This is a genomic window from Microbacterium sp. MPR-TSA4 (assembly GCF_058792815.1).
Window position 1 is genome coordinate 1 of record NZ_JBXAFF010000046.1, and the last position, 20,579, is coordinate 20,579.

At 72.8% G+C, this 20,579-nt stretch carries 21 protein-coding genes; 8 read left to right on the forward strand and 13 right to left on the reverse strand.

The window, feature by feature from the left end:
* Positions 1 to 49: 49 nt before the first annotated feature.
* Together AC1Q49_RS13850 and AC1Q49_RS13855 are read right to left on the reverse strand one after the other, a co-directional pair.
* Positions 50 to 370: a hypothetical protein gene (locus tag AC1Q49_RS13850; protein ID WP_492492841.1), complete on the reverse strand. Its 321-nt coding sequence runs from the start codon at positions 368 to 370 to the stop codon at positions 50 to 52.
* 69 nt (positions 371 to 439) lie between these two features.
* Complete coding sequence (locus AC1Q49_RS13855) at positions 440 to 1,819, reverse strand: HNH endonuclease signature motif containing protein (protein WP_492492843.1); 1,380 nt, start codon at positions 1,817 to 1,819, stop codon at positions 440 to 442.
* 373 nt (positions 1,820 to 2,192) lie between these two features.
* Between AC1Q49_RS13855 and AC1Q49_RS13860 the strand changes: the two genes are divergently transcribed.
* From AC1Q49_RS13860 to AC1Q49_RS13870, 3 genes are all read left to right on the forward strand, one after another.
* Positions 2,193 to 2,330, forward strand: coding sequence for a hypothetical protein (locus AC1Q49_RS13860; protein WP_157553743.1), 138 nt, complete (start codon positions 2,193 to 2,195; stop codon positions 2,328 to 2,330).
* A gap of 80 nt (positions 2,331 to 2,410) precedes the next feature.
* Positions 2,411 to 3,991 (forward strand): molybdopterin-dependent oxidoreductase, encoded by a 1,581-nt coding sequence (locus AC1Q49_RS13865; RefSeq protein ID WP_191007904.1) that lies wholly within the window; start codon positions 2,411 to 2,413, stop codon positions 3,989 to 3,991.
* Between the two features lie 55 nt (positions 3,992 to 4,046).
* The gene (locus AC1Q49_RS13870; RefSeq protein ID WP_492492846.1) at positions 4,047 to 4,415 is read left to right on the forward strand and encodes a DUF2834 domain-containing protein; all 369 of its coding nucleotides are present in this window, start codon (positions 4,047 to 4,049) and stop codon (positions 4,413 to 4,415) included.
* On the opposite strand, the gene AC1Q49_RS13875 is transcribed toward AC1Q49_RS13870, so the two are convergent.
* The 3 genes from AC1Q49_RS13875 to AC1Q49_RS13885 form a co-directional block, all read right to left on the reverse strand.
* Positions 4,408 to 4,836, reverse strand: a complete 429-nt coding sequence (locus AC1Q49_RS13875; protein ID WP_492492848.1) for a DUF1622 domain-containing protein — start codon at positions 4,834 to 4,836, stop codon at positions 4,408 to 4,410. The genes AC1Q49_RS13870 and AC1Q49_RS13875 overlap by 8 nt on opposite strands.
* 103 nt (positions 4,837 to 4,939) lie before the next feature.
* The gene (locus AC1Q49_RS13880; RefSeq protein ID WP_060959052.1) at positions 4,940 to 5,110 is read right to left on the reverse strand and encodes a CsbD family protein; all 171 of its coding nucleotides are present in this window, start codon (positions 5,108 to 5,110) and stop codon (positions 4,940 to 4,942) included.
* Positions 5,111 to 5,198: 88 nt separating this feature from the next.
* Complete coding sequence (locus AC1Q49_RS13885; protein WP_492492850.1) at positions 5,199 to 6,266, reverse strand: GTP-binding protein; 1,068 nt, start codon at positions 6,264 to 6,266, stop codon at positions 5,199 to 5,201.
* A gap of 80 nt (positions 6,267 to 6,346) precedes the next feature.
* Here AC1Q49_RS13885 and ykgO point away from each other — a divergent pair, with 80 nt between their 5' ends.
* Positions 6,347 to 6,469, forward strand: a complete 123-nt coding sequence (ykgO, locus tag AC1Q49_RS13890; protein WP_060959054.1) for a type B 50S ribosomal protein L36 — start codon at positions 6,347 to 6,349, stop codon at positions 6,467 to 6,469.
* Positions 6,470 to 6,490: 21 nt separating this feature from the next.
* Here ykgO and AC1Q49_RS13895 read toward each other — a convergent pair whose 3' ends face one another.
* On the reverse strand, positions 6,491 to 7,030 hold the full coding sequence (locus AC1Q49_RS13895; RefSeq protein ID WP_492492853.1) for an NUDIX domain-containing protein: 540 nt from the start codon (positions 7,028 to 7,030) through the stop codon (positions 6,491 to 6,493).
* Positions 7,031 to 7,101: 71 nt separating this feature from the next.
* Complete coding sequence (locus AC1Q49_RS13900; RefSeq protein WP_061781993.1) at positions 7,102 to 8,025, reverse strand: aggregation-promoting factor C-terminal-like domain-containing protein; 924 nt, start codon at positions 8,023 to 8,025, stop codon at positions 7,102 to 7,104.
* A gap of 279 nt (positions 8,026 to 8,304) precedes the next feature.
* Here AC1Q49_RS13900 and AC1Q49_RS13905 point away from each other — a divergent pair, with 279 nt between their 5' ends.
* Complete coding sequence (locus tag AC1Q49_RS13905) at positions 8,305 to 10,410, forward strand: glucose PTS transporter subunit IIA (RefSeq protein WP_492492855.1); 2,106 nt, start codon at positions 8,305 to 8,307, stop codon at positions 10,408 to 10,410.
* Between the two features lie 152 nt (positions 10,411 to 10,562).
* Here AC1Q49_RS13905 and coaBC read toward each other — a convergent pair whose 3' ends face one another.
* Positions 10,563 to 11,768, reverse strand: a complete 1,206-nt coding sequence (gene coaBC, locus AC1Q49_RS13910; protein ID WP_492492857.1) for a bifunctional phosphopantothenoylcysteine decarboxylase/phosphopantothenate--cysteine ligase CoaBC — start codon at positions 11,766 to 11,768, stop codon at positions 10,563 to 10,565.
* A 63-nt stretch (positions 11,769 to 11,831) separates the two neighbouring features.
* On the opposite strand from coaBC, the gene AC1Q49_RS13915 reads away from it, so the two are divergent.
* Positions 11,832 to 12,554 (forward strand): NRDE family protein, encoded by a 723-nt coding sequence (locus tag AC1Q49_RS13915; RefSeq protein WP_492492859.1) that lies wholly within the window; start codon positions 11,832 to 11,834, stop codon positions 12,552 to 12,554.
* A gap of 28 nt (positions 12,555 to 12,582) precedes the next feature.
* Here the strand turns inward: AC1Q49_RS13915 and AC1Q49_RS13920 are convergent, their stop codons facing one another.
* Positions 12,583 to 13,935, reverse strand: coding sequence for an FtsX-like permease family protein (locus AC1Q49_RS13920; RefSeq protein WP_492492861.1), 1,353 nt, complete (start codon positions 13,933 to 13,935; stop codon positions 12,583 to 12,585).
* On the reverse strand, positions 13,932 to 14,660 hold the full coding sequence (locus tag AC1Q49_RS13925; RefSeq protein WP_492492863.1) for an ABC transporter ATP-binding protein: 729 nt from the start codon (positions 14,658 to 14,660) through the stop codon (positions 13,932 to 13,934). The genes AC1Q49_RS13920 and AC1Q49_RS13925 overlap by 4 nt, the downstream gene beginning before the upstream one ends.
* 112 nt (positions 14,661 to 14,772) lie before the next feature.
* On the opposite strand from AC1Q49_RS13925, the gene AC1Q49_RS13930 reads away from it, so the two are divergent.
* A complete protein-coding gene (locus AC1Q49_RS13930; RefSeq protein WP_492492865.1) occupies positions 14,773 to 15,429 on the forward strand; it encodes a YdeI/OmpD-associated family protein in 657 nt (218 codons plus the stop codon).
* A gap of 82 nt (positions 15,430 to 15,511) precedes the next feature.
* On the opposite strand, the gene AC1Q49_RS13935 is transcribed toward AC1Q49_RS13930, so the two are convergent.
* Positions 15,512 to 17,065 (reverse strand): FAD-dependent oxidoreductase, encoded by a 1,554-nt coding sequence (locus AC1Q49_RS13935; RefSeq protein WP_492492867.1) that lies wholly within the window; start codon positions 17,063 to 17,065, stop codon positions 15,512 to 15,514.
* Positions 17,066 to 17,130: 65 nt separating this feature from the next.
* Between AC1Q49_RS13935 and AC1Q49_RS13940 the strand changes: the two genes are divergently transcribed.
* A complete protein-coding gene (locus tag AC1Q49_RS13940) occupies positions 17,131 to 17,682 on the forward strand; it encodes a helix-turn-helix domain-containing protein (RefSeq protein WP_060959061.1) in 552 nt (183 codons plus the stop codon).
* A 108-nt stretch (positions 17,683 to 17,790) separates the two neighbouring features.
* Here the strand turns inward: AC1Q49_RS13940 and pgi are convergent, their stop codons facing one another.
* Together pgi and AC1Q49_RS13950 are read right to left on the reverse strand one after the other, a co-directional pair.
* Positions 17,791 to 19,470, reverse strand: a complete 1,680-nt coding sequence (gene pgi, locus AC1Q49_RS13945) for a glucose-6-phosphate isomerase (RefSeq protein ID WP_492492869.1) — start codon at positions 19,468 to 19,470, stop codon at positions 17,791 to 17,793.
* A gap of 298 nt (positions 19,471 to 19,768) precedes the next feature.
* The coding region (locus tag AC1Q49_RS13950; protein WP_492492871.1) for a hypothetical protein at positions 19,769 to 20,579 on the reverse strand (811 nt) is incomplete at its 5' end.

Here is a 20,579-nt window from a genome sequence, read left to right on the forward strand (position 1 = left end):
AGGCGGCGGCGGGGGCGGCGGCGTCTGAGGCGGTCGCTCGCCGCGGCGGTCAGGCGAACTGCCCGTCAGCGCCGCCGAGGATGGCATGGAGGGTGGCGAGGTCGATCTCGTCGCGGTCTCCCTCGACGTGCTCGTGGAGCGTGAACAGCAGTCCGAGGTCGGTGAGGTAGTCGATCGTCTTCTCCAGACGGGGGACCACGTCGATGTGGGAGTTGCCGAAGAGGGCGGCGGTGAACAGCGGCTGCCGGCCCTGGATGCTGCGCCGGAGCTCGACCGTGGAACGCCCGGTGATGCGGTAGAGCGCCTGCAGGATCGCGCTCGGCAGGTCGGGTGTGCCGTCGAGGGTGAGCGAGATCGCGGTGTCGGTCATGGTGCCATTCCATCACGGGCGCGCGGGCGGGCTGTGCCGGCGGGCGGGCTCGGGCTGGCGGCGAGTGCGTCAGAACGGCGCGGGCTCGAAGGCGAGCGAGCGCGCGGGGGGATCGTCGTAGGTGCGCCCGGCCGGGCTGGTCCATTGGAGGGTGCCGTCCGGCCGCTGCCGGACCCGCCACGCGGAATGGTGTTTGAGGGTGTGGTGGCGACGGCACAGGTGGGCGAGGTTCGCCACCGTCGTCGGACCGTCGTGCTCTCGGGCGATCGTATGGTCGATGTCGCAGCGTGGGGTGGGCTGGCGGCATCCGGGGAAGCGGCAGTGCTCGTCGCGTGCCCGGAGGAGGCGGCGCTGCTCGTTGCTCGGGCGGTAGCGGTCGACGGCGAGAACGGTCCCGCCGGTCGGGGCGGTGAACAGTCGGTCCCACCCGGGTGCGGTCTCGGCCAGGCGCCGGGCGGTGTCGGCATCCACGGGGCCGTACCCGGCCAGATCGGCGGGTCGGTCATCGGCGCCGACGAGGGTGAGGAGGGGGATCGTGACCTGGATCCGCGCGCGGATCGACGCGCTCTCGGGCAGGGACGCGTTGCTCGCCTCGCTCGTGGCGTGCCCGCTCAGCAGCAGGTCGAGCGCGACGTCGCAGCGCACCTCGTCGAGGCGTCGCGTGTCGGGGGACGCGCCGTCTTCCGTGGGGAAGAGGGCGTCGCGCGGTTCGCCGTCGGCCGTGGGTCGAGTCGTGTCGGCGGCCGCGAGAGCGGTCGTGGCGCTCACCGGATCGACGGCGGGCGGGCGACGGCGGGCGTCGGTGACGGCGCGCGCGAGTTGCGTGAGCCGGTCGAACGCGCCGTGGATCAGGTGCGCGGGACCGGTGAGGCCGAGCTCGGCCATGCCGTCGTCGCGGTCGGCGACCCAGACGCGACGATCGCGACGAGCCGCGTGGTGACGTTCGTCGAGGGGGACGGGATGAGCGAGATCGGCGAGACGTCGCGCGACGGGACGCAGTCGGCCGACCGTCTCGCGTTCGGCGACGGCGAGTACCGCGCTCTCGTACGCGTCGCGCGCGTCGTCCGTGGGGATCGCACCCCCGGCATCCACGATGACGGCCGCGTGCGCGCGGCTGATCAGGCCCGCGCGCAGGGCGGCGAGCGTCGCCGGGAAGCGCGCGACCAGGGTGGCGGCGTCGCCCATCCGCGCCTGCACCGTGCGGTCGGACTGGAGGGTCGCGGCGCCGATCTCGGCCGCCACCGAACGCAGCGGGAGGTCGTCCGGCGCATCGCGATCGGCCGCGAAGGCGTCGTGTCGCGCGAGCGCGAACTCCTGGGCGGCATGGAGCAGCTCGGCTTCCTCGGCCTGTAGCGCGGCGATGCGGCGGCGCCGGTCGAGAAGGCCGTCGAGGATCGCGTTCAGGCGCGCGCGGTCGTCCGGCGGCGTGAGCGGATCGGTGTCTTCCATGCCTCGATTCTGCCGCGGACCTCCGACATCGGAGCGGGAGAAAGGCTGGTCAGGGGCCTTTTGTGGACAACTGCACAGGCGGCCGGGCTGGGGAGGAAGACACGCAAGAGTAAGGGCCGGTCGGAGAGGCTTCCGACCGGCCCTTGTCCCTTGCACCAAGAGTGTCCTGCAATCACATGCCGGTAGCTGCCACAGCAAAACAACTACCGTGCGAGCACTCTATAACGACCAGGTAACGGCCCACAAGGGGTTTCCGTTACCTTTTCGTGACTTCATACGAAAGTCGCATGCGGCTCTCGAACTGCCGTCTCCGGCTGTTCGATCTCGACGGCGTCGTCCGTCACTTCGACCCTCGGCTGACGGCCCCGACGCCGTGCTGTTCACCGACGATTCGCCCGGCCATGTCGCGGCAGCGCGCCGTGTCGGCATGGTCTCGCAGCACTTCGTGGGAGTGGCGGAGCTCGTGCACGCGCTGGAGGAGAACGGCGTCCACGTGGACCTCTCCCGCTGAGAGCGGACGCCCCTCCCATCCGATCCGGCGTCGGTGACGAACAACACGCGTAACCCCGACCCCGGCGGCAGGAGATCACTGTGACGACACGCAACGGCCGTGTGAGGTCTCTCGCCCTGGCAGCCCTCGCGGGTCTGGTGAGCGGCGCCGTGTTCCTCGGTGTCGCGGAGCTGCTCGCCCTCCTGCTCGCGCGCACCGCCAGCCCGATCCTCGCGGTCGGCGGGTTCGTGATCGACATCGTGCCGCAGCCGTTCAAGGAGTTCGCGATCGCGACCTTCGGCGCGAACGACAAGATCGCCCTGCTCGCGGGGCTCGGCCTCGCCGTCGTCATCGCCTCCGCGATCGGCGGGGTGCTCGAGTACCTGCGCGCTCCGCTGGGCGTCGTGATCGTCGTCATCGCCGGAGTGCTCTCCACGGCCGCGGTCGTCTCGCGGACGGGGGTCACGCCGCTGTCGTTCGTTCCGCCGGTGATCGGCACGGTCGCGGCATCCGTCGTCCTCGTGCTGCTCGGCCGGCGCCTCCGGCGCTGGCGTGGCGCGGCCGCCGGGGAGTCCGGCGCCCCCGACGACGGCGCACCGTCGGAGCAGGCCCTCGGCCGTCGCGGGTTCTTCCGCCTCGCCGGCGTCGCCGGCGTCTCGGCGGTGATCGTCGGCGTCGCGGCACGCGTCGTCACAGCGGCGACCTCGTCGGTGGACGCGATCCGCGACGCTCTCAAACTGCCCGCACCCCGACGGGCGCTGACCATCCCCGCGGGCGCCGAGCTCGACGTGCCCGGCCTGTCGCCGCTGTTCACGCCGAACGCCGACTTCTACCGCGTCGACACGGCCCTGACGGTGCCGACCATCGATCCGGCCACCTGGCGACTCGTCGTGGACGGCATGGTCGACCGCCGCGTGGAGCTGAGCTTCGACGAGCTCGTCGCGATGGGGCTCGACGAGTACGGCATCACCCTGACCTGCGTGTCGAACGAGGTGGGCGGCGGGCTGCTCGGAAACGCCACCTGGCTCGGGGTGCCGGTGCGCGACATCCTCCGGATGGCCGGTCCCCAGGCCGGCGCCGACATGGTGCTCTCCCGCAGCATCGACGGCTACACCGCGAGCACGCCGCTGTCCGCCCTCACCGACGACGGCCTGGACGCGATCCTGGCCGTCGCGATGAACGGCGAGCCGCTTCCGGCCGAGCACGGCTTCCCCGTGCGGATGATCGTGCCCGGACTTTACGGCTACGTGTCGGCGACGAAGTGGCTCACCGAGCTGAAGGTCACGACCTTCGCCGCCGACGAGGCGTACTGGACGCCGCGCGGCTACAGCGCCGAAGCGCCGATCAAGCTCTCCTCCCGGGTCGACGTGCCGAAGATCGACACGCCGGTCGCGCCCGGCACCGTCGCGGTCGCCGGCATGGCGTGGGCGCAGCCAGTCGGGGTCGGGCGCGTCGAGGTGAACATCGACGACACCGGCTGGATCCCCGCCACGATGTCCACGCCCGTCAACGACGACAGCTGGGTGCAGTGGATGCACGAGTGGGATGCCACGGCGGGCACGCACTACATCGCGGTGCGCGCCTGGAACAAGAACGGTGAGCTGCAGGTCCAGGAGCGGGCGCCCATCGCGCCGAACGGCTCGACGGGATGGCATCGCGTGCTGGTGACGGTGTCCGAGTGAGGATGCCGCGGGCGTGCCGGCTGCGCCGGAACGCTCCGCGGTCCAGACTGTGTCCATGACGCCCCGGTGGTCCGCCCTCGCCCTCACCTACCTCGCGCTCGCGGTCGTCGGGCTGGTCGGCACGTTCGCCCTCAACGTCTGGTCGGTCGTGCTGATGCGCAACTACGTGCTGGACCTCGTGCAATCCGGCCCCGCGGTCGGCTCGATCGGCGTCGACCTGATGGTCGCGGCCGTGGCCGGCAGCATCCTGATCATCGTCGAGGGGCGCCGCCTGGGCATGCGCCGCCCGTGGCTGTACGTCGTGGCGTCGCTGGTGACGGCGTTCGCCTTCGTGTTCCCGCTGTTCCTCGCGATGCGGGAGCGGACCCTCGCCGTCCGCCGGGAGGCGGGGCGGTCGGAGTCGGACCGGGACGCGTCTAGGTAGCCGGGGTCTCGGGGCGCCGATCCTGGCGCTCGCGGGAGATGGTCCGCGCCAGCACCTGGCCGCCGCTGGTCAACAGGGCGCGTCGCCACGGGAGCGTCCCCTCGATCTCGATCTGGATCGACATGGACAGCACCGTCCGGATGACGACGATGAGCCCGAGGATCACGGCATCCTCGATCGACGGCTTCGAGGTGATGGTGCGGATGAGGTCCGCGGCCACGAGCACCTCGAGACCGAGGAGGATGGCCGCGCCCAGCGTGTTGCGCAGCACCGGGTACGCCGCGTGTCCCTCGCCCGTGCGCCGCAGCGAGCGCCACGCCAGGACGACGGCGATCACGAAGCCCACGACCATCGCGAGGGCGCCGATCATCTCGAAGGCGATCGCGATCACCGTGAAGAAGGGCTCGATGTGCTCGGACATGGTCGCTCCACCTCGGATATCGTCGTCCCACTCTAGGGCGGCGGACCCGTCGACGCAGAACGACGCCCCCACCGCGAGGGGTGGGGGCGTCGCGAGCGGGGGCTTACTTGAACGCGTCCTTGACGTCCTCGCCGGCCTTCTTGACGTGGGCCTTGGCCTGGTCGGCCTCGCCCTCGGCCTCGAGGCGCTCGTTGTTCGTCAGCTTGCCGACGCCTTCCTTGACCTTGCCGCCGAGGTCCTCGGCCGCGTTCTTGATCTTGTCGTCGAGACCCATGATGTCTTCCCTTCTCTGGACTCCCGATCTCGACGTTAGGAGCGCCGCCGTGAGCACGGCAGAGGGTTGACGGGTTCGCCGTGAAGGGCTACATCGGCCCGCTCGCGTCGGAGCGGGGGTCGCGTGGGGCATCGGGTCGCGCGTCGTCGGCCCACACCGGCCAGGCGGGCAACGGGTCGTCGAACCGCGCCCAGGCGGCCGGACCGGCCTCGAGCTCGCGATCCGTCAGGAGCGCACCGTCGAGGGTGCGCGCGACGGCATCCGCGACGAGATCCAGTCCCGTGAGAGCGAGGTCCTGGGCGGTGAGGGCCGCGTGCTCGCCCGCGTCCTGGGGGTCGATCCACATCGCCGAGCCGACCTGTTCCCACCGGGCGAGGATGCCCGCGCGGGTCGCGAGCCGGCAGAAGCCCGCCGAGCGCACGAGCAGGCCGAGGCGACCGGTGTCGAGCTCGTCGAGCGCAGCGGCGAGCCGCGACGGATGGAACGGGCGCAGGCGCTCGTACCGGAGGGTCGTCACGCGCGGATCGGTCATGTACGGGTCGTGCTCGTCGTTGAGTGCCATCACCCAGCCCGCGCGCTCCGGCAGCGGGGCCTCGCCGACGCCGTCCGGGTGCCCGTGCGCCAGCGCCGGAAGGTCCTCGGCGGGGCCGCGCGACAGGCGGACGCGCGCCCGCGGCGCCAGGTGCGAGGCCAGCGCCATGAGCAGCGACAGCTCGGCGGTCTCGACCCGCTCCCAGTGCACGAAGCTGATGAGCGTCGCGGCCTCCAGGAGCGTGACTGCGCGACGCGCCCGTGCGCCGGTGTCGGCGTCGCCTCCTCCGCCGGGCGCCGCGTCGCGGAGCGGGCTGGGATCGCGCAGATCCGCCAGCAGGTGCCGGGCGTCGACGACGCACACGATCGGCGCGGGCTCCGCACGCGTGACGAGGTCCAGGTGCAGCACGTCGACGTCGATGTCGGCATCGATGACGACGCGCTCGATCTCGCGCCGGTCGCGCAGCAGCGGCACGGCGACGGGGCCGTCGGGTTCCGACGCCGTCCCGCCCCTGCTCGCGCTGACCCGCAGCAGGCCGCGGCCGCTGGCGTGGGCGAGCCCGGCGGCGTAGCGGCGGCGCTCGGGTGTGCACAGTCCGGCGACGATCAGGGGGGAGGGGGGCACGACGATCCTGCTCTCGGGTTGACGGACGGGTCGCACCACTCTAGCGTTTTATTGATAAGTATTCTCAATAAGGAGTCATCGTGAAGGTTCGCGCATCCCTCAAGTCCCTCAAGGCGCAGCCGGGCGCACAGGTCGTCCGCCGCCGCGGGCGGGTCTACGTCATCAACAAGCTCACCCCGCGTTTCAAGGGACGCCAGGGCTGAGCCCGATCGGTCCCCGCACGCTCAGGCGAATCGGCCCAGGTGGATGCCGGCGTAGGCGAGCGCCGCGACCGTCTCGCCGTCGGTGATCTCGCCGTCCCGCACCATCCGCAGGGCGTCGGCGAACGGCACCCAGCGCACCGCGTCGATGCCCTCCTCGTGCTGGGTCGCGGCGGCATCCGTCGCCCGTTCGACGCCGCGGGCGAGGAAGACGAACTCGGGCGCACGCGCGATGCCGTTGAGGGCGTTCATCCGTCCGAGCGGCGTCCACTCGCGCGCCGTCATCCCGGTCTCCTCGGCCAGCTCCCGCCGCGCCGCGACGAGGGGGTCCTCGCCGTCGGAACCGCCCGCGGGCACCTCCCACGACGGGCCGGTGGTGTAGCGCTCGAGCGAGATCAGGCAGACGCGGTCGTCGTCGTCGAGCGCCACGACGAACACCGCGGGATGCTGCATCTCGACGACGCCGTAGATGCCCTCGCCGTGGGGGCCCAGGACGTCGTGCTCGTCGACGCGGATCCAGCGGTTCTCGTACACGGTGCGCGAAGCGCGCGTCTGCCACGTCATGCGCCCACCCTAGAACGGGAGAACGGCCCGGACGGATTCGTCCGGGCCGTTCTCGGGGCATGGGGGAGCGGTCAGTACCAGCCGACCGACTCGGAGTGGTCCCACGCGCCGCACGGGGTGCCGTAGCGGCCGGAGATGTAGCCGAGGCCCCAGGCGATCTGCGTCGCCGGGTTCGTCTCCCAGTCCGCGCCCGCCGAGGCCATCTTGCTTCCGGGCAGGGCCTGCGGGATGCCGTACGCGCCACTGCTGTTGGCGGCGTTCACGCGCCAGCCCGACTCCTTGTTCCACAGCGACACGAGGCACGCGAACTGGTCGTCGCCCCAGCCGTAGCTGGCAGCCGCCATGGAGCGGGCGATGCCCTGTGCCGAGGCGGGGTCGACGTTCACGTCGACCGAGGGGACGGACGCCGATGCCGACGACGCCTTCGCGGCGGCGGCGGCTTCCGCCTCCGCCTGCGCCTGTGCGGCGGCGGCCGCCTCGGCGGCGGCCTGAGCCGCGGCGGCCTCGGCGGCGGCCTTCGCGGCGGCATCCGCTTCGGCCTTGCGCTGCTTGGCGGCGTCGAGGGCGGAGCGCAGGTCGGCGGTCTGAGTGCGCACGGCCTCGGTCTCGGCGGTGGCATCCGCGGTCAGCGACGGGATCATCATCGCCGGCGTCACCTCGAGCGCCTGCAGCTTGTCGACGAGCGCGCTGAGCTTCGTGGTGTCGATCACGATGTCGGTGCGGCCGACGTCGAGGCCGGAGGCCGTGATGTCCATGGAGACCTTCGCGGCGCCGGCGACGGCGGCCTGGGCCTTGGCGAGGGCGGTGATGCCGCCCGCCGTGATGGCGCTGAGCGGCGCGGAGGTGGACTCGGCGACGACGGAGCCGCTGGTCGCGGCCGGGGCGGTGCTCACGGCGAAGGCCGGAACGGCCCCCGCGGTGGTCGTGGCGGCGCCGATCACGAGGCCGAGGCCGAGGAGGGCGGACGTCACGGGACGGTGGGGCAGACGGGGCATAAAGAGAGCAGCTTCCGGTGGATCAGAATCGCCCCGGGGCGGGTGAAGGGGCGATGCGCGTCCTCGGGTGGACACGAAGGTCACAGCTTCACAACGTTTTCTGGACGTCCCCGGCACGGAACCTGAGTGAAACCTGAACGCGGATGCCGGGCGCGGAGCGGATCGAGGGGCCCCGATTGCCACGGTCCGGGGCCTGTCCGCCGTCCTGACGGCGATATAGAGTCGCCTGCGACAGATCGTCATCGACAGGACGTCGCACAACGAAAAAGAGGCGAAAACATGGCATCCAATTCGGCATCCGAGATCGTCGACGCCGTCGGCGGGCCCGGGAACATCGCGAGTCTCACGCACTGCGCCACACGGCTGCGCTTCCAGCTCAACGACGGCGACAAGGCCGACAAGACCGCCGTCGAGGCCATCCCCGGCGTGCTCGGAGCGGTCCCGCAGGCCGGCGACCGCTTCCAGGTCGTGATCGGCGGCGGCGTGCAGACCGTCTACAACGAGATCATGGCGCTGCCCGTCATGGCCGGCGGCGGCGCCCCCGCCAGCGCGGAGAGCGACGCCGACATCAAGGCGCGCGAGCGCGCGAAGGGACCGCGCGGCACGAACGCGTGGCTCGACACCCTCTTCGAGTTCCTCTCGGACTCGTTCCGTCCGATCCTCGGCGCCCTGCTCGGCGCGTCGCTGTTCATCACGTTCATGGCCCTCGCGGCGACGCTCGGCTGGATCCCCGCGTGGAACGCGCCCGGCGTGGTGCTGCCGCCGTCGTGGGCCTTCGTCAACCTCATGTGGCAGTGCGTGTTCATCTTCCTGCCCCTGATGGTCGCCTACAACGCGTCGCAGAAGATCGGCGCCGACCCGTGGGTCGGCTTCGCGATCATGGCCGTCGTCATGCTCCCCGGCTTCACGGCGCTCGGGAAGACCGAGGATGCCGTGCAGACGACGTTCCTGGGCTCCGACATCACCACGGTGCAGGTGTTCGGGATGCCGCTGACCATCTTCGACTACAGCTCCCAGGTGTTCCCGCCGCTGCTCATGGCCGCGGTGCTCGGCCTCGTCTACAAGGGGCTGAAGAAGGTCATCCCCGAGAACATCCAGCTGATCTTCGTGCCGTTCATCGCGATGCTCGTGATGATCCCGCTCACGGCGTTCCTCATCGGCCCGATCGGCGTGTACGCCGGTGCCGCGCTGGCGAACGCCCTCAGCGCCATCAACTCCTTCTCGCCGTTCATCTTCGCGATCGTCATCCCGCTGGCCTACCCCTTCATGGTGCCGTTGGGCCTGCACTGGCCGATCAACGCGATCATGCTCCTGAACATCCAGACGCTCGGCTACGACTTCATCCAGGGCCCCATGGGCGCGTGGAACTTCGCGTGCTTCGGCGCGACCGCCGGCGTGCTGGTGCTGGCCTGGCGTGAGAAGGACAAGCAGATGCGGCAGACGGCGACCGGCGCCCTGGCGGCGGGCCTGCTGGGCGGCATCTCCGAGCCGTCGCTGTACGGCATCCATCTGCGGTACAAGCGGATCTATCCGCGCATGCTGGTCGGCTGCCTCACGGGTGGTCTGATCATCGGCATCGGATCGCTGCTGCTGGGCCTTCCCCACGGCATCACGACGCAGGCGTTCGTCTTCACGTCGCTGCTGACGATCCCCGCCTTCAACCCGATCGGCCTCTACCTCATCGCCGTCGCGGGCGCGTTCGTGGTCGCGATGGTGCTGGTCATGATCTCGGGCTACAAGAACCCCGAGCCGGCCGACGCGGCCGTCGCGACGGCCACGGCCGGTGCGGGAGCGGTCGCCCCGGGCGCCGCGCGCGACAGCATCCCGGCCGTCGCCGGCGGTGCGGAGCTCGTCGGCGTCGCGGGCGAGACGGCAGCGGCGGCGACCGCGACCGCCGTCGCCGAGCGGCCCGCGGCCGTGGGCGAGCTCGTCCAGGTGGCCGCGCCGCTGGACGGGACCGTCGTCGCCCTCGACCAGGTTCCCGACCCCGTCTTCGCCGGCGGTGTGATGGGACCGGGCGTGGCGATCGAGCCGACCGGTGACACGGTCTACGCGCCCGGTGCCGGCACGGTGGTGGCCGCCCAGCCGACCGGACACGCCTTCGGCCTGCAGCTGGACAACGGCACCGAGGTGCTCATCCACGTCGGCATCGACACCGTCAACCTGAAGGGCGAGGGCTTCGACGTGAAGGTCAAGAACGGCGATCGTGTCGAGACCGGCACCCCGCTCGTCACCTTCGACCGCGCCGTGATCGAGAAGGCGGGCTACCCGCTGATCACGCCGGTGATCGTCCTCAACGGCGACTCGTTCGACACCGTCGACCCGGTGGCCCTCGGCCCCGTGACCCACGGATCGCCGCTGCTGGACGTGCAGAAGAAGGCCTGACCGCAGGCGCTCTGCGTTTCGACTCGCTGCGCTCTGCGTTTCGACTCGCTGCGCTCTGCGTTTCGACTCGCTGCGCTCGCTCAACGACCGGGAAGAGGAACCCCGGTCGTTGAGCGAGGAGCGCAGCGACGAGTCGAAACGCGGCGAGCCGCTCAGCGCACGACGGCGACGGCGTCCCAGATCGCGTCGGCGACGGCGCGCTTGGAGCCCGCGGCCTCCGCGACCACCGCACCCGCGGCATCCAGCAGGAGCACACGGTTCTCGGTCGCCTCGAAGCCGTGCTCCCAGTCGACGCGGTTCACGGCGAGCAGGTCGACGCCCTTGCGCTCCCGCTTGCGGCGCCCGCGCTCGAGCAGCTCGGTGTCGTCGGCCGCCGTCTCGGCCGCGAACCCGATGACGATCTGGCCCGGCCGCCGCGCCGCCACCAATCCCGCGAGGATGTCGGGGTTCGGCACGAGATCCAGCCGCGGTGCGCCGTCCTCCTTGCGGAGCTTGTGGTGCGACACCTCCGCGACGCGGAAATCGGCGACCGCGGCGACCATCGCGACGACGTCGGCGGTGGCCGCGGCATCCGTCATCGCGGCCTGCAGCTCGGCGGTCGTCCCCACGCGGACGACCGCGATGCGGGGGTGGCGGGATGCCGCGGTCAGCACGCCCTCGTCCACGTGCGCCGCCACGAGCGTCACCTCGGCCCCGCGCGCGGCCGCGGCGACGGCGAGCTCGGCGCCCTGACGTCCGCTGGAGCGGTTGCCGAGGAAGCGCACGGGGTCGATCGGCTCGCGCGTGCCGCCGGTCGAGACGGCGATGCGCCGTCCGGCGAGGTCGGCCGGGTGCCCGGCGGCGACGGCCAGCGCGGCCGCGACGATCTCCTCCGGCTCGCGCATCCGCCCGGGGCCGCTGTCGCCGCCCGTGAGCGGGCCGTCGGCGGGGTCCACGACGTGCACGCCGCGCGAGCGCAGTGTCGCGATGTTGGCCTGGGTGGCCGCGTGCTCCCACATGGCCGTGTGCATCGCGGGGGCCACGACCACCGGGGCGGTCGTGGCGAGCAGGGTGACCCCGAGCAGGTCGTCGGCGATCCCCGCGGCCATCTTGGCGAGCGTGTTGGCGGTCGCCGGGGCGATGACGACGAGGTCGGCGGAGGTGCCGAGGGCCACGTGGCGCACGCGGGAGACGTCGTCGTGCACGCTGGTCGTGACAGGATTCCTGCTGACGGCCTCCCACGTGGTCGTCCCGACGAAGCGCAGCGAGTCCGCCGTGGGAACAACGTGCACCTCGTGCCCGTTGGTCACGAGGGCGCGCACGAGGTGCACCGTCTTGTACGCGGCGATGCCGCCCGTCACGCCCACGACAACGAACATGGTCCGATCCTCCCACGCCCGCCGGCGCGGGCACGAGGAGCGGACGGAGAGGTCACGAGCACCGTGTGCACCGTCATCGTCCACGTCCCGGCCGACTCTGCAGCGCCCGTGCGGCTGCTCGCCGTGCGCGACGAGGACCCCGCCCGCTCGTGGGACCCGCTCGGGCGGTGGTGGCCCGAGCTCCCCGACGTCACGGGGGTGCGCGACCGGCGCGCGGGCGGCGCCTGGCTGGCGGCGGATGCCGGGGCCGGACGGGTCGCGGTGATCCTCAACCGCGCCGACGTGCTGCCCGCCGACGGGGCCGGGCAGGCGGAGCCGCCACGGTCGCGGGGACGCATCGTCCTCGACGCCGTCGCGGGGGAGGGCCCGATCGCGCCGCCGCACGCGCAGGGGTTCAACCTCGTCGAGGTGACCCAGGCCGGCGCGACGGTGACGATGTGGGACGGCGCCGACCTGCGCCGCGTCGGTCTGACGCCCGGCATCCACATGATCGCGCACGACGACATCGACGACGAGGCGACCGCGCGCATCGCCGCCTGGCGCGACGCTTTCGCCGAGCCCGCCGCCGCGGACGAGCGCTGGTGGGAGCCCTGGCTCGACACGCTCGAGCGCACGAGCGGGGTCGGCCCCACCGACGACCGCGCGATCGTGCGGGACAACCGACCGTTCGGCTATCCGACCCTGTCGCTGCTGGTGTGCGCGGCATCCCTCGGCCCTGACGGCGTCGACGTGCGCTACGCGGAGTTCGACGAGCCGGGGCAGTGGAACCGGCCCCGGCTCGCCTGAGCCCGTCCGGGCCGCCGACGCCGACGCCTCAGACGCCGCGGCGGATCGCGGTGACGAGGGGCCGCGTCGCGACGAGCGACAGACGAACCAGCAGGATGCCGGCCACGAACGTGCCCGCGATCACCGCGAGCGAGGCCGGTGCCACCAGCACCGTGAGTCCCACGATCGGCAGCGCCAGTGCCGCTCCGACGAGCGCGCCGCCCACCGCCGCCCACCGCAGCGGCACCATCACCGTGAGGGCCCGGGCGCGGCGGAGATCCCTCTCCGGCATGCCGAGGCGATCCAGCCCCACGATCAGCTCGCGATCCTCCAGCACGGAGGCGGCCTGCGTGACGCCCACCGAGCAGGCGAGCAGGGCGAAGCCGATCGCGAGCGTCACCAGCACGCCGGTGCGCATGTCGGCGAAGACGACCGCCTGGGCACCCGTCCCGTCGTCGTCGCCGGCGAGCGTCACCAGACTCGCGCCCGCCCCGCCCACCACCGCGATGAACGCGATCATCGCGATTCCCGACACGCGACGCCAGGCCGAGGCGGCGTGCGCCGACAGCTCCCGCCCGGCGATGAGCCGCGCGGGGGAGGAGGTCGTGCGCGCCAGGCCGCGGCCGCGGGCCGCGATCAGCGGCGTCCCGACGACGTTCACCACCAGCAGCGCCGCCCCGAACAGGCCCACCAGCACGATGAGGCCCACGGCGGCTCCCCACACCTGGGCGATCGCCGTGATGTTCGACACCACGGTCGCCACGGCGATGAGTCCCAGGATGCCGAAGACGAGCGCCGCGGTGCGCCGCCGCGGCGGATCGGTCCGCCGCGCCACCCCGAGGGGGGTCAGCTGCACCCTGCGCAAGCTCAGCGCGGCGCTCGCCGTCGCGATGACCACGACGCCGGCGACCGCCGCGACGACGATGGCCGCGCCCGTCCACAGCGCGCCCGCGCCGACCGGACCGCCGAAGAACGGCAGCAGACCCACCGCGGGCAGCAGGGCCGCGTACAGTCCGACCCCCAGGATGCCGCCGGCCATCGCCGTGCCGGCGGCCTCCAGCACCGTCATCGCGCTCACCTCGCCGACGCTCGCGCCCAGCAGTCGCAACGTCGCGAGCCGGTCGTTGCGCCGGCGCGCCGACAGCCGTGCCGCCGCCGCGCCGAGGGTCGCGATCGGCACGGTCAGCAGCACGAGGGCGAGCGCGCTGAGCACGCGATAGAGGATCTCCATGTCACCGGCGGCCCGCGGGTCGGTGAAGAACATGCGCACGCCGCCGGCGACGACCAGCAGCAGCGCGGTGGTCACGGCGAAAGCGACCACGGGCAGCGCGAGCGCCGCGCGCCCCTGGCGCGCCGGGCGGGCCAGCATCGCGGTCAGGCGGAGCGTCCCGGCGAGGCTCATGCGACGCTCCCGTCCGGGGCGGGCGCGCGGTCCGCGGCGGCCGCCGGGCTCGTGATGCGTCCGTCGATCATGTGCAGCGTGCGATCGCAGCGAGCCGCGACGCCCGGGTCGTGGGTCACGACGACCAGGCTGCGCCCCTGGCCGGTGGTCGCGTGCAGCAGTGCGGTCATGACCTCGCCGGAGGTCCGGGAATCGAGCGCTCCGGTGGGCTCGTCGGCGAACACGATCGGCGCACCGGTCACCTGGGCCCGCGCGATCGCGACCCGCTGCGCCTGGCCGCCCGAGAGCTGACCGATACGGCGCTGCTCCATGCCCGCCAGCCCGAGCGTTCCGAGCCAGGCGGCGGCGTGCGCCTCGGCCGCCGCGCGTGGCCGGCCCTGCAGCAGGAGCGGAAGCGCGGCGTTCTCGACCGCCGTCAGCTCGGGCAGCAGCAGGTGCTCTTGGAAGACGAAGCCGAGGTGCGCGCGTCGCACCGCCGACCGCTGGTTCTCCGTCATGCCGACGAGCTCGACGGGGGCGGCGTCCGGGATGCCGAGGCGCACCGAACCGGCATCCGGGGGGATGATCGCCGCGAGACAGTGCAGCAGCGTGGTCTTTCCCGACCCCGACGCGCCCATCACGGCGACGGCCTCGCCGGCGGCGATCTCGACGTCGACGCCCGCGAGGGCGGTGAGATCGCCGTAGCGCTTGAGGAGGCCGGTCGCAGACAGCACGGGAGTGTTCATGCCTCCAGTCTTCGCGCCGCCGTCGCCGGCGTCGTCGGCCGCGGGGTGTATCCGGCATCCGTCGGCAGAGCGATCTCTGGCCGGTGTCTCACGGCGCTGATAGCGTCGCGGCATGAGCGATGCCGATCCCGAGGCGGTCTTCTTCGCGGATGCCGCGGCCTTCCGGGCCTGGCTCGAGCAGCACCACGCCACGGCCACCGAGCTGTGGATGGTGCGCCGCCGCAAGGGGCATCCCGAGCAGGGGCTGCGCTGGGAGGACGCGGTCCCCGAGGCGCTCTGCTTCGGCTGGATCGACTCGACCAGCCGTCGCCTCGACGACGATGCGCGCATCCAGCGGTGGACGCCCCGCACGGCCTCCTCGACGTGGAGTGCCGTCAACATCGCCCACGTGGAACGGCTGACCGCGGAAGGGCGCATGCACCCCGCCGGCCTCGCGGCGTTCGAGCGGCGCCGCCCCGACCGCAGTGCCGTCTACTCCTACGAGACGCGCGACGAGCTCGACGAGGTCGAGCTGCGTGCCCTCGCCGCCGTCCCGGCGGCGCAGGCGTTCTGGGATGCCGCCACCGACGGCTACCGCCGCGTCTGCGCGCACTGGGTGCGCGGCGCCAAACGCGCCCAGACCCGCGCCGACCGCCTCGCCGCGCTCGTGGCGGACTGCGCGGAAGGCCTGCTCATCCCGCCGCAGCGCTACGGCACGCCGCCCGCCTGGCAGCGCCGCGCCGCCGCTGCCGCCGCCGCTGCTGGCGCTGCTGGCGCCGAGGAACCATAACCAGCGCGAGAAACCGCGTGGCGGGGTGTTTCTCGCGCCGGATCCGGTTTCTCGTCGGCGCGAGCCGCGTCCGCCGGGGCGGTCAGCGGCGGCGCAGCAGCAGGATGCCGTCCTTCAGCACCGCCTGCTCGCCCTCGGGGCCGGTCACCTCGCGATCGCGGATGTCGACGATCACGCGCTCCCACGCGTCGGGGTCGAGCGCGAGCAGCTCCAGCTCCTCGGCGGGCGGCAGCAGTCGTGGCGCGTGGCCGTCGCCGTGACCGGTGGACCAGGGCGGCGCGGCGGCGTGCGAGACGACGAGGAGGTGGCCGCCGACGGCGACGCGGTCGGCCGCCGCCCGCAGGAGGGCGATCCGCGGGAAGTCCTCCTCCCACGAGTGCAGGAAGCCGGCGCTGACGAGGTCGAACGTGCCGGCCGGGGCGGCATCGGCGCCGCTGCCGACGAAGAACGCGATCCGGCCGCCCAGTCCGCGCTCGGCCGCCGCGGCGGCGCCACGACGGATCGCGGTGGGGGAGAGGTCGACCGCCGTCACGCGCCAGCCGCGCTCCGCGAGCCACACGGCATCCGCGCCCTCGCCGCAACCGATCTCGAGAGCGGTGCCGACCTCGAGACCACCCGCGACGGCGGCGACGGCCGCGTTGACCCGGCCCGACCAGATGCGGTCGCGCTCCGCGTAGCGCTGCTCCCAGTCGGGGGCGCGCTGCCGGGCGCGCGCCGCGACGGCGAGGTCGGCGTCCTCCGCCGCGAGGGCGGCGTTGACACCCGCTCCGGCCATCGACCCGGCCGCCAGGGCGACGGGCACGTTGCCGTAGGGTGCCACGACGTTGCCGGCGGCCCACACGCGGGGGTGCGAGGTCGCCCCCAGCACGTCGACCGCGAGCGGTGAGCCCGGCAGATCGGCGCGGGCGAGGCCCAGCGCGTCGGCGAAGGCGACGTCGACCACCGGCGTCGGCGCGACGAACAGGGCATCGATCCCGTGGCTGCCGCCCGCGGCATCCTGCACCGCCCGCAGCGTCCCGTCCTCGCTCCGCACGCCGGTCACCGGGGTGTCGACGATGCGGATGCCGCGGGCGCGCAGGCGCGCCCGGACGGTCTCGTCGAGCGGTTCGATCGCCGCCGTGAACGCCGTGAGGTCGGCGCTCCACTGCCGGACGAGCTCGATCTGGTGGAGGCTCTGCGCCGACGTCGCCAGCACGCCTAGGCGGGCATCGGCCACCTCGTAGCCGTGGCAGTACGGACAGTGCAGGACGCTGCGGCCCCACAGCGCGGCGATGCCGTCGACCGGCGGCAGGACATCGCGCACGCCGGTCGCGATGACGAGCGCACGGGCGACGTCGACCGTGCCGTCGACGCGCGTGATCCGCAGCGTCGCGCCCTCGTCGCGGACCGCCCCGACCTCACCGGCCTCGACCCGCACGCCGTACCGGGCCACCTCGTCGCGCCCGCGGGCGAGCAGCTCTCCCGGCGCGATGCCGTCGTGCCCGAGCACGGCGTGCATGTGCTCCGCGGCGGCGTTGCGCGGCGCGCCGCCGTCGATGACGAGCGTCCGGCGCCGGGCGCGCCCCAGCATCTGCGCCGCGCTCAGCCCGGCGGCCCCGCCGCCGATGACCACGGCATCCCATTCCCGTTCCTGCATGGCTCCACTCTGCGCGAGGGATGCCGCTGTTGCAATCTGATTTGCGGTAATGGCAAGATCGGCGCATGGAAACGGGGCTCGATCAGGTCGGTGCGCGTCTGCGGGCCGCGAGGCGGGCCCGCGGCTGGACGCTGGACGACCTCGCCGGCCCGAGCGGCGTCTCGGTCAGCACGCTCTCGCGTCTCGAGTCCGGCAAGCGGCAGGCCTCGCTCGAGCTGCTGCTGCCGCTGACGCGTCAGCTCGGCATCCGCATCGACGATCTGCTGCCGGCCCGCACCGCCGACCCGCGCGTGCACCGCGCCGTCGAGCGCCGCGACGGCATGGTCATCGCACCGCTCACGCGGGAGAGCTCCGCCGTGCAGGCGCTGAAGATCGTCTACCCGCCGTCGGCGGCCGCCCCGGCGCCCCGCATCCACGACGGTTACGAGTGGCTGTACGTGCTGAGCGGTCGCGTGCGGCTCGCCCTCGACGGCACGGAGCACACCATCGCCGTCGGGGAGGCGGCCGAGTTCGACACCCGTCTGCCGCACTCCCTCAGCGCGACCGCGGAGGGCCCCGCCGAGGTGCTGAGCATCTTCAGCGCCGCCGGCGAACGCTTCCACACGCACCTCGCCTGACGGCGAGAAACCACCACCCCCGCGAGAAACCACGCCGGCGCGTGTTTCTCGACGCGGCGATGGTTTCTCGCGGATGCCGCGGATGCGCGGATGGGGCGGATGCGGGAGTCAGCTGCGGTGGGAGCGGTAGTAGGACAGCAGCGCCTGGGTAGAGGCGTCCTGCGCGGCGGTCGCGGCCTCGTCACCCTCGATCGCGGGGGCGATCTGCAGGGCCAGCTGCTTGCCGAGCTCGACGCCCCACTGGTCGAAGGAGTTGATGCCCCAGACGACGCCCTGGGTGAACGTGATGTGCTCGTACAGGGCGACCAGCTCGCCCAGCACCCGCGGCGTGAGCGCGGGCGCGAAGATCGACGTCGTCGGACGGTTGCCGGGGAAGGTGCGCGCCGCGACCAGGGCGCCGGTCGTACCCTCGGCCTCGACCTCCTCGGCCGTCTTGCCGAAGGCGAGCGCCTTGGTCTGCGCGAGGAAGTTCGCCAGGAACAGGCCGTGCACGTCGCGGCCGCCGTCGCTGAGGTCGTAGGCGGGGTTCACGAAGGCGATGAAGTCGGCCGGGATGAGGCGCGTGCCCTGGTGGATCAGCTGGTAGAACGCGTGCTGGCCGTTGGTCCCCGGCTCGCCCCAGAAGATCTCGCCCGTGTCGCTCGTGACGGGAGAGCCGTCCCAGCGGACGCTCTTGCCGTTGGATTCCATCGTCAGCTGCTGCAGGTACGCCGCGAAGCGGCTGAGCTGCTGGGCGTAGGGGAGCACGGCGTGCGACTGGGCGCCGAGGAAGTTCGTGTACCAGACGTTGAGCAGGCCCATCAGCACCGGGACGTTCCGCTCGAACGGGGTCGTCCGCACGTGCTCGTCGATCGCGTGGAAGCCCGCGAGCAGCTCGCGGAACGCGTCGGGGCCCAGCTCCACCATCAGTGAGAGGCCGATGGCGGAGTCCACCGAATAGCGGCCGCCGACCCAGTCCCAGAACCCGAAGGCGTTGGCCGGGTCGATGCCGAAGGCCGCGACCTTGTCGAGCGCGGTGGAGACCGCGACGAAGTGGTGGGCGACGGCATCCTGCTTCTGCGCGTCCGACCCGTCGATCGCGCCGGCGGCGGTCAGGCCCGCCCACAGCCAGTCGCGCGCGAGTCGCGCGTTGGTGAGGGTCTCCAGCGTGGTGAAGGTCTTCGACGCCACGATGAACAGCGTCGTCTGGGGGTCGAGGTCCTTCGTCTTGTGGGCGAGGTCGAACGGGTCGATGTTCGAGACGAAGCGCGCCTGGATGCCGGCGGTCGCATACGGCTCCAGCGCCGTGGAGATCATCGCGGGGCCGAGGTCGCTGCCGCCGATGCCGATGTTGACGACGTGCGTCACCTTCTTGCCGGTGACGCCCTTCCATGCCCCCGACCGCACGCGGTCGGCGAACGCGGTCATCGCCTCCAGGACGGCCTGCACGTCGGCATCCACGTCCTGTCCGTCGACGACGAGCTCGGGTGTCGCGCCGGCGGGACGGCGCAGCGCCGTATGCAGCACGGCACGGTCTTCGGTCGTGTTGATGTGCTCGCCGCGGAACATCGCCGCGAGGCGGTCGGCGAGGTGCACGTCGTCGGCGAGGGCGAGGAGCGACGCCAGGATGCCGTCGTCCAGCAGGTTCTTGGAGAGGTCGACGTGCAGGTCGGCGGCGTCGAAGGTCAGGCGTTCGACGCGCGTCGGGTCGTCGGCGAACCAGGCCCGCAGATCGGGCGCGAAGCTCGCGGCGCGGTCGGAGAGGGCGGCCCAGGCGGGAGTGCGGGTGGCGTCGATGGGAGTGCTCACGCCCTTACGCTAGCGCCCGCGGGCGAGGGTGCGCAGTCGTGTGTCCTGTGAGAAAGACACGGCCCGCGCCAGTGCCCGAGAACGACGGTGGGCCGGCCGTCCGAGCGGACGACCGGCCCTGCAATCCGTTGCACCACATTCGCAGGGGGAGAGTCCTGCGTCGCCGACCCCCGGATCATGGAGTCGTATTCGGGTTCCGGCGATGACTTCACCGTATAACGGTTCGGTCACGGAGCCGAGGGAGCCCGACGAGTGCATACCGTTCGCATACGGTCCTGTCAGCTACGGAGGCGACGACTCACGAGCGCAGCGACGCGAAGCCGGCCGCGACGCTGATCGTGATGCGGTGCGGCGAGGCCGGATCGACGCGGAGCCGGTTCTCGACGTCGCCCGCCGACGCATCGGTGGACACCGCGTAGGTGTCGTCCGGCAGCACGAGCGCGAGGCGTCCCGCGCTCAGCTCCGCCGTCAGCGCGCGCGGCGCGGACCCCGTGAGACTACCCTCCACGGAGCCGGCGCTGAGGGTGAAGTCGGCCGTCTGCACGCGGTCGAGGTCGATCACCAGCCGCCCCGCGGACACGTCCGCCTCCAGCGCGGACGCCCGACCCGACACGGTCATCGACCCGGCGCTCACCGTGAGGTCGAGCTCGCCGTACGTGCCCTGGGCGCGCAGCGCGCCGGCGCTCAAGGAGATGTCGGCGTCGAGCGCGCTGCGTTCGAGGGCGCGCGGGAGGGTCAGCACGGCCGTGTCGCTCTCGGCGAAGGGGCGGATGCCGCTCCACCACGCGCGCTGCGTCTCGACCACGAGGCTGCCGCCGTCCCGGCGCAGGCGCCAGTCGGAGGCCGCGCCGTCGACGTCGAGGGTGACCTCGTCGCCGCCGTAGACGATCGTGAGGTCGGCCGCGGCGACGTCGACGTCGAGCGAACGGATGCCGGCGGCATCCGCCGTCAGTGTGCCGCCGGCACCGCGCGTGGCGGAGCCGAGCGCGCCGAGTGCGGCCGTGCCGAGCGCGCCGAGGATCAGCGCGCCGCCGAGGGCGATCGTCAGGATCGCGACGACCCGGGAGGCCGAGCGTGTGGTCGCGGGCGGCTGGGGCGGGGCCGGAGGG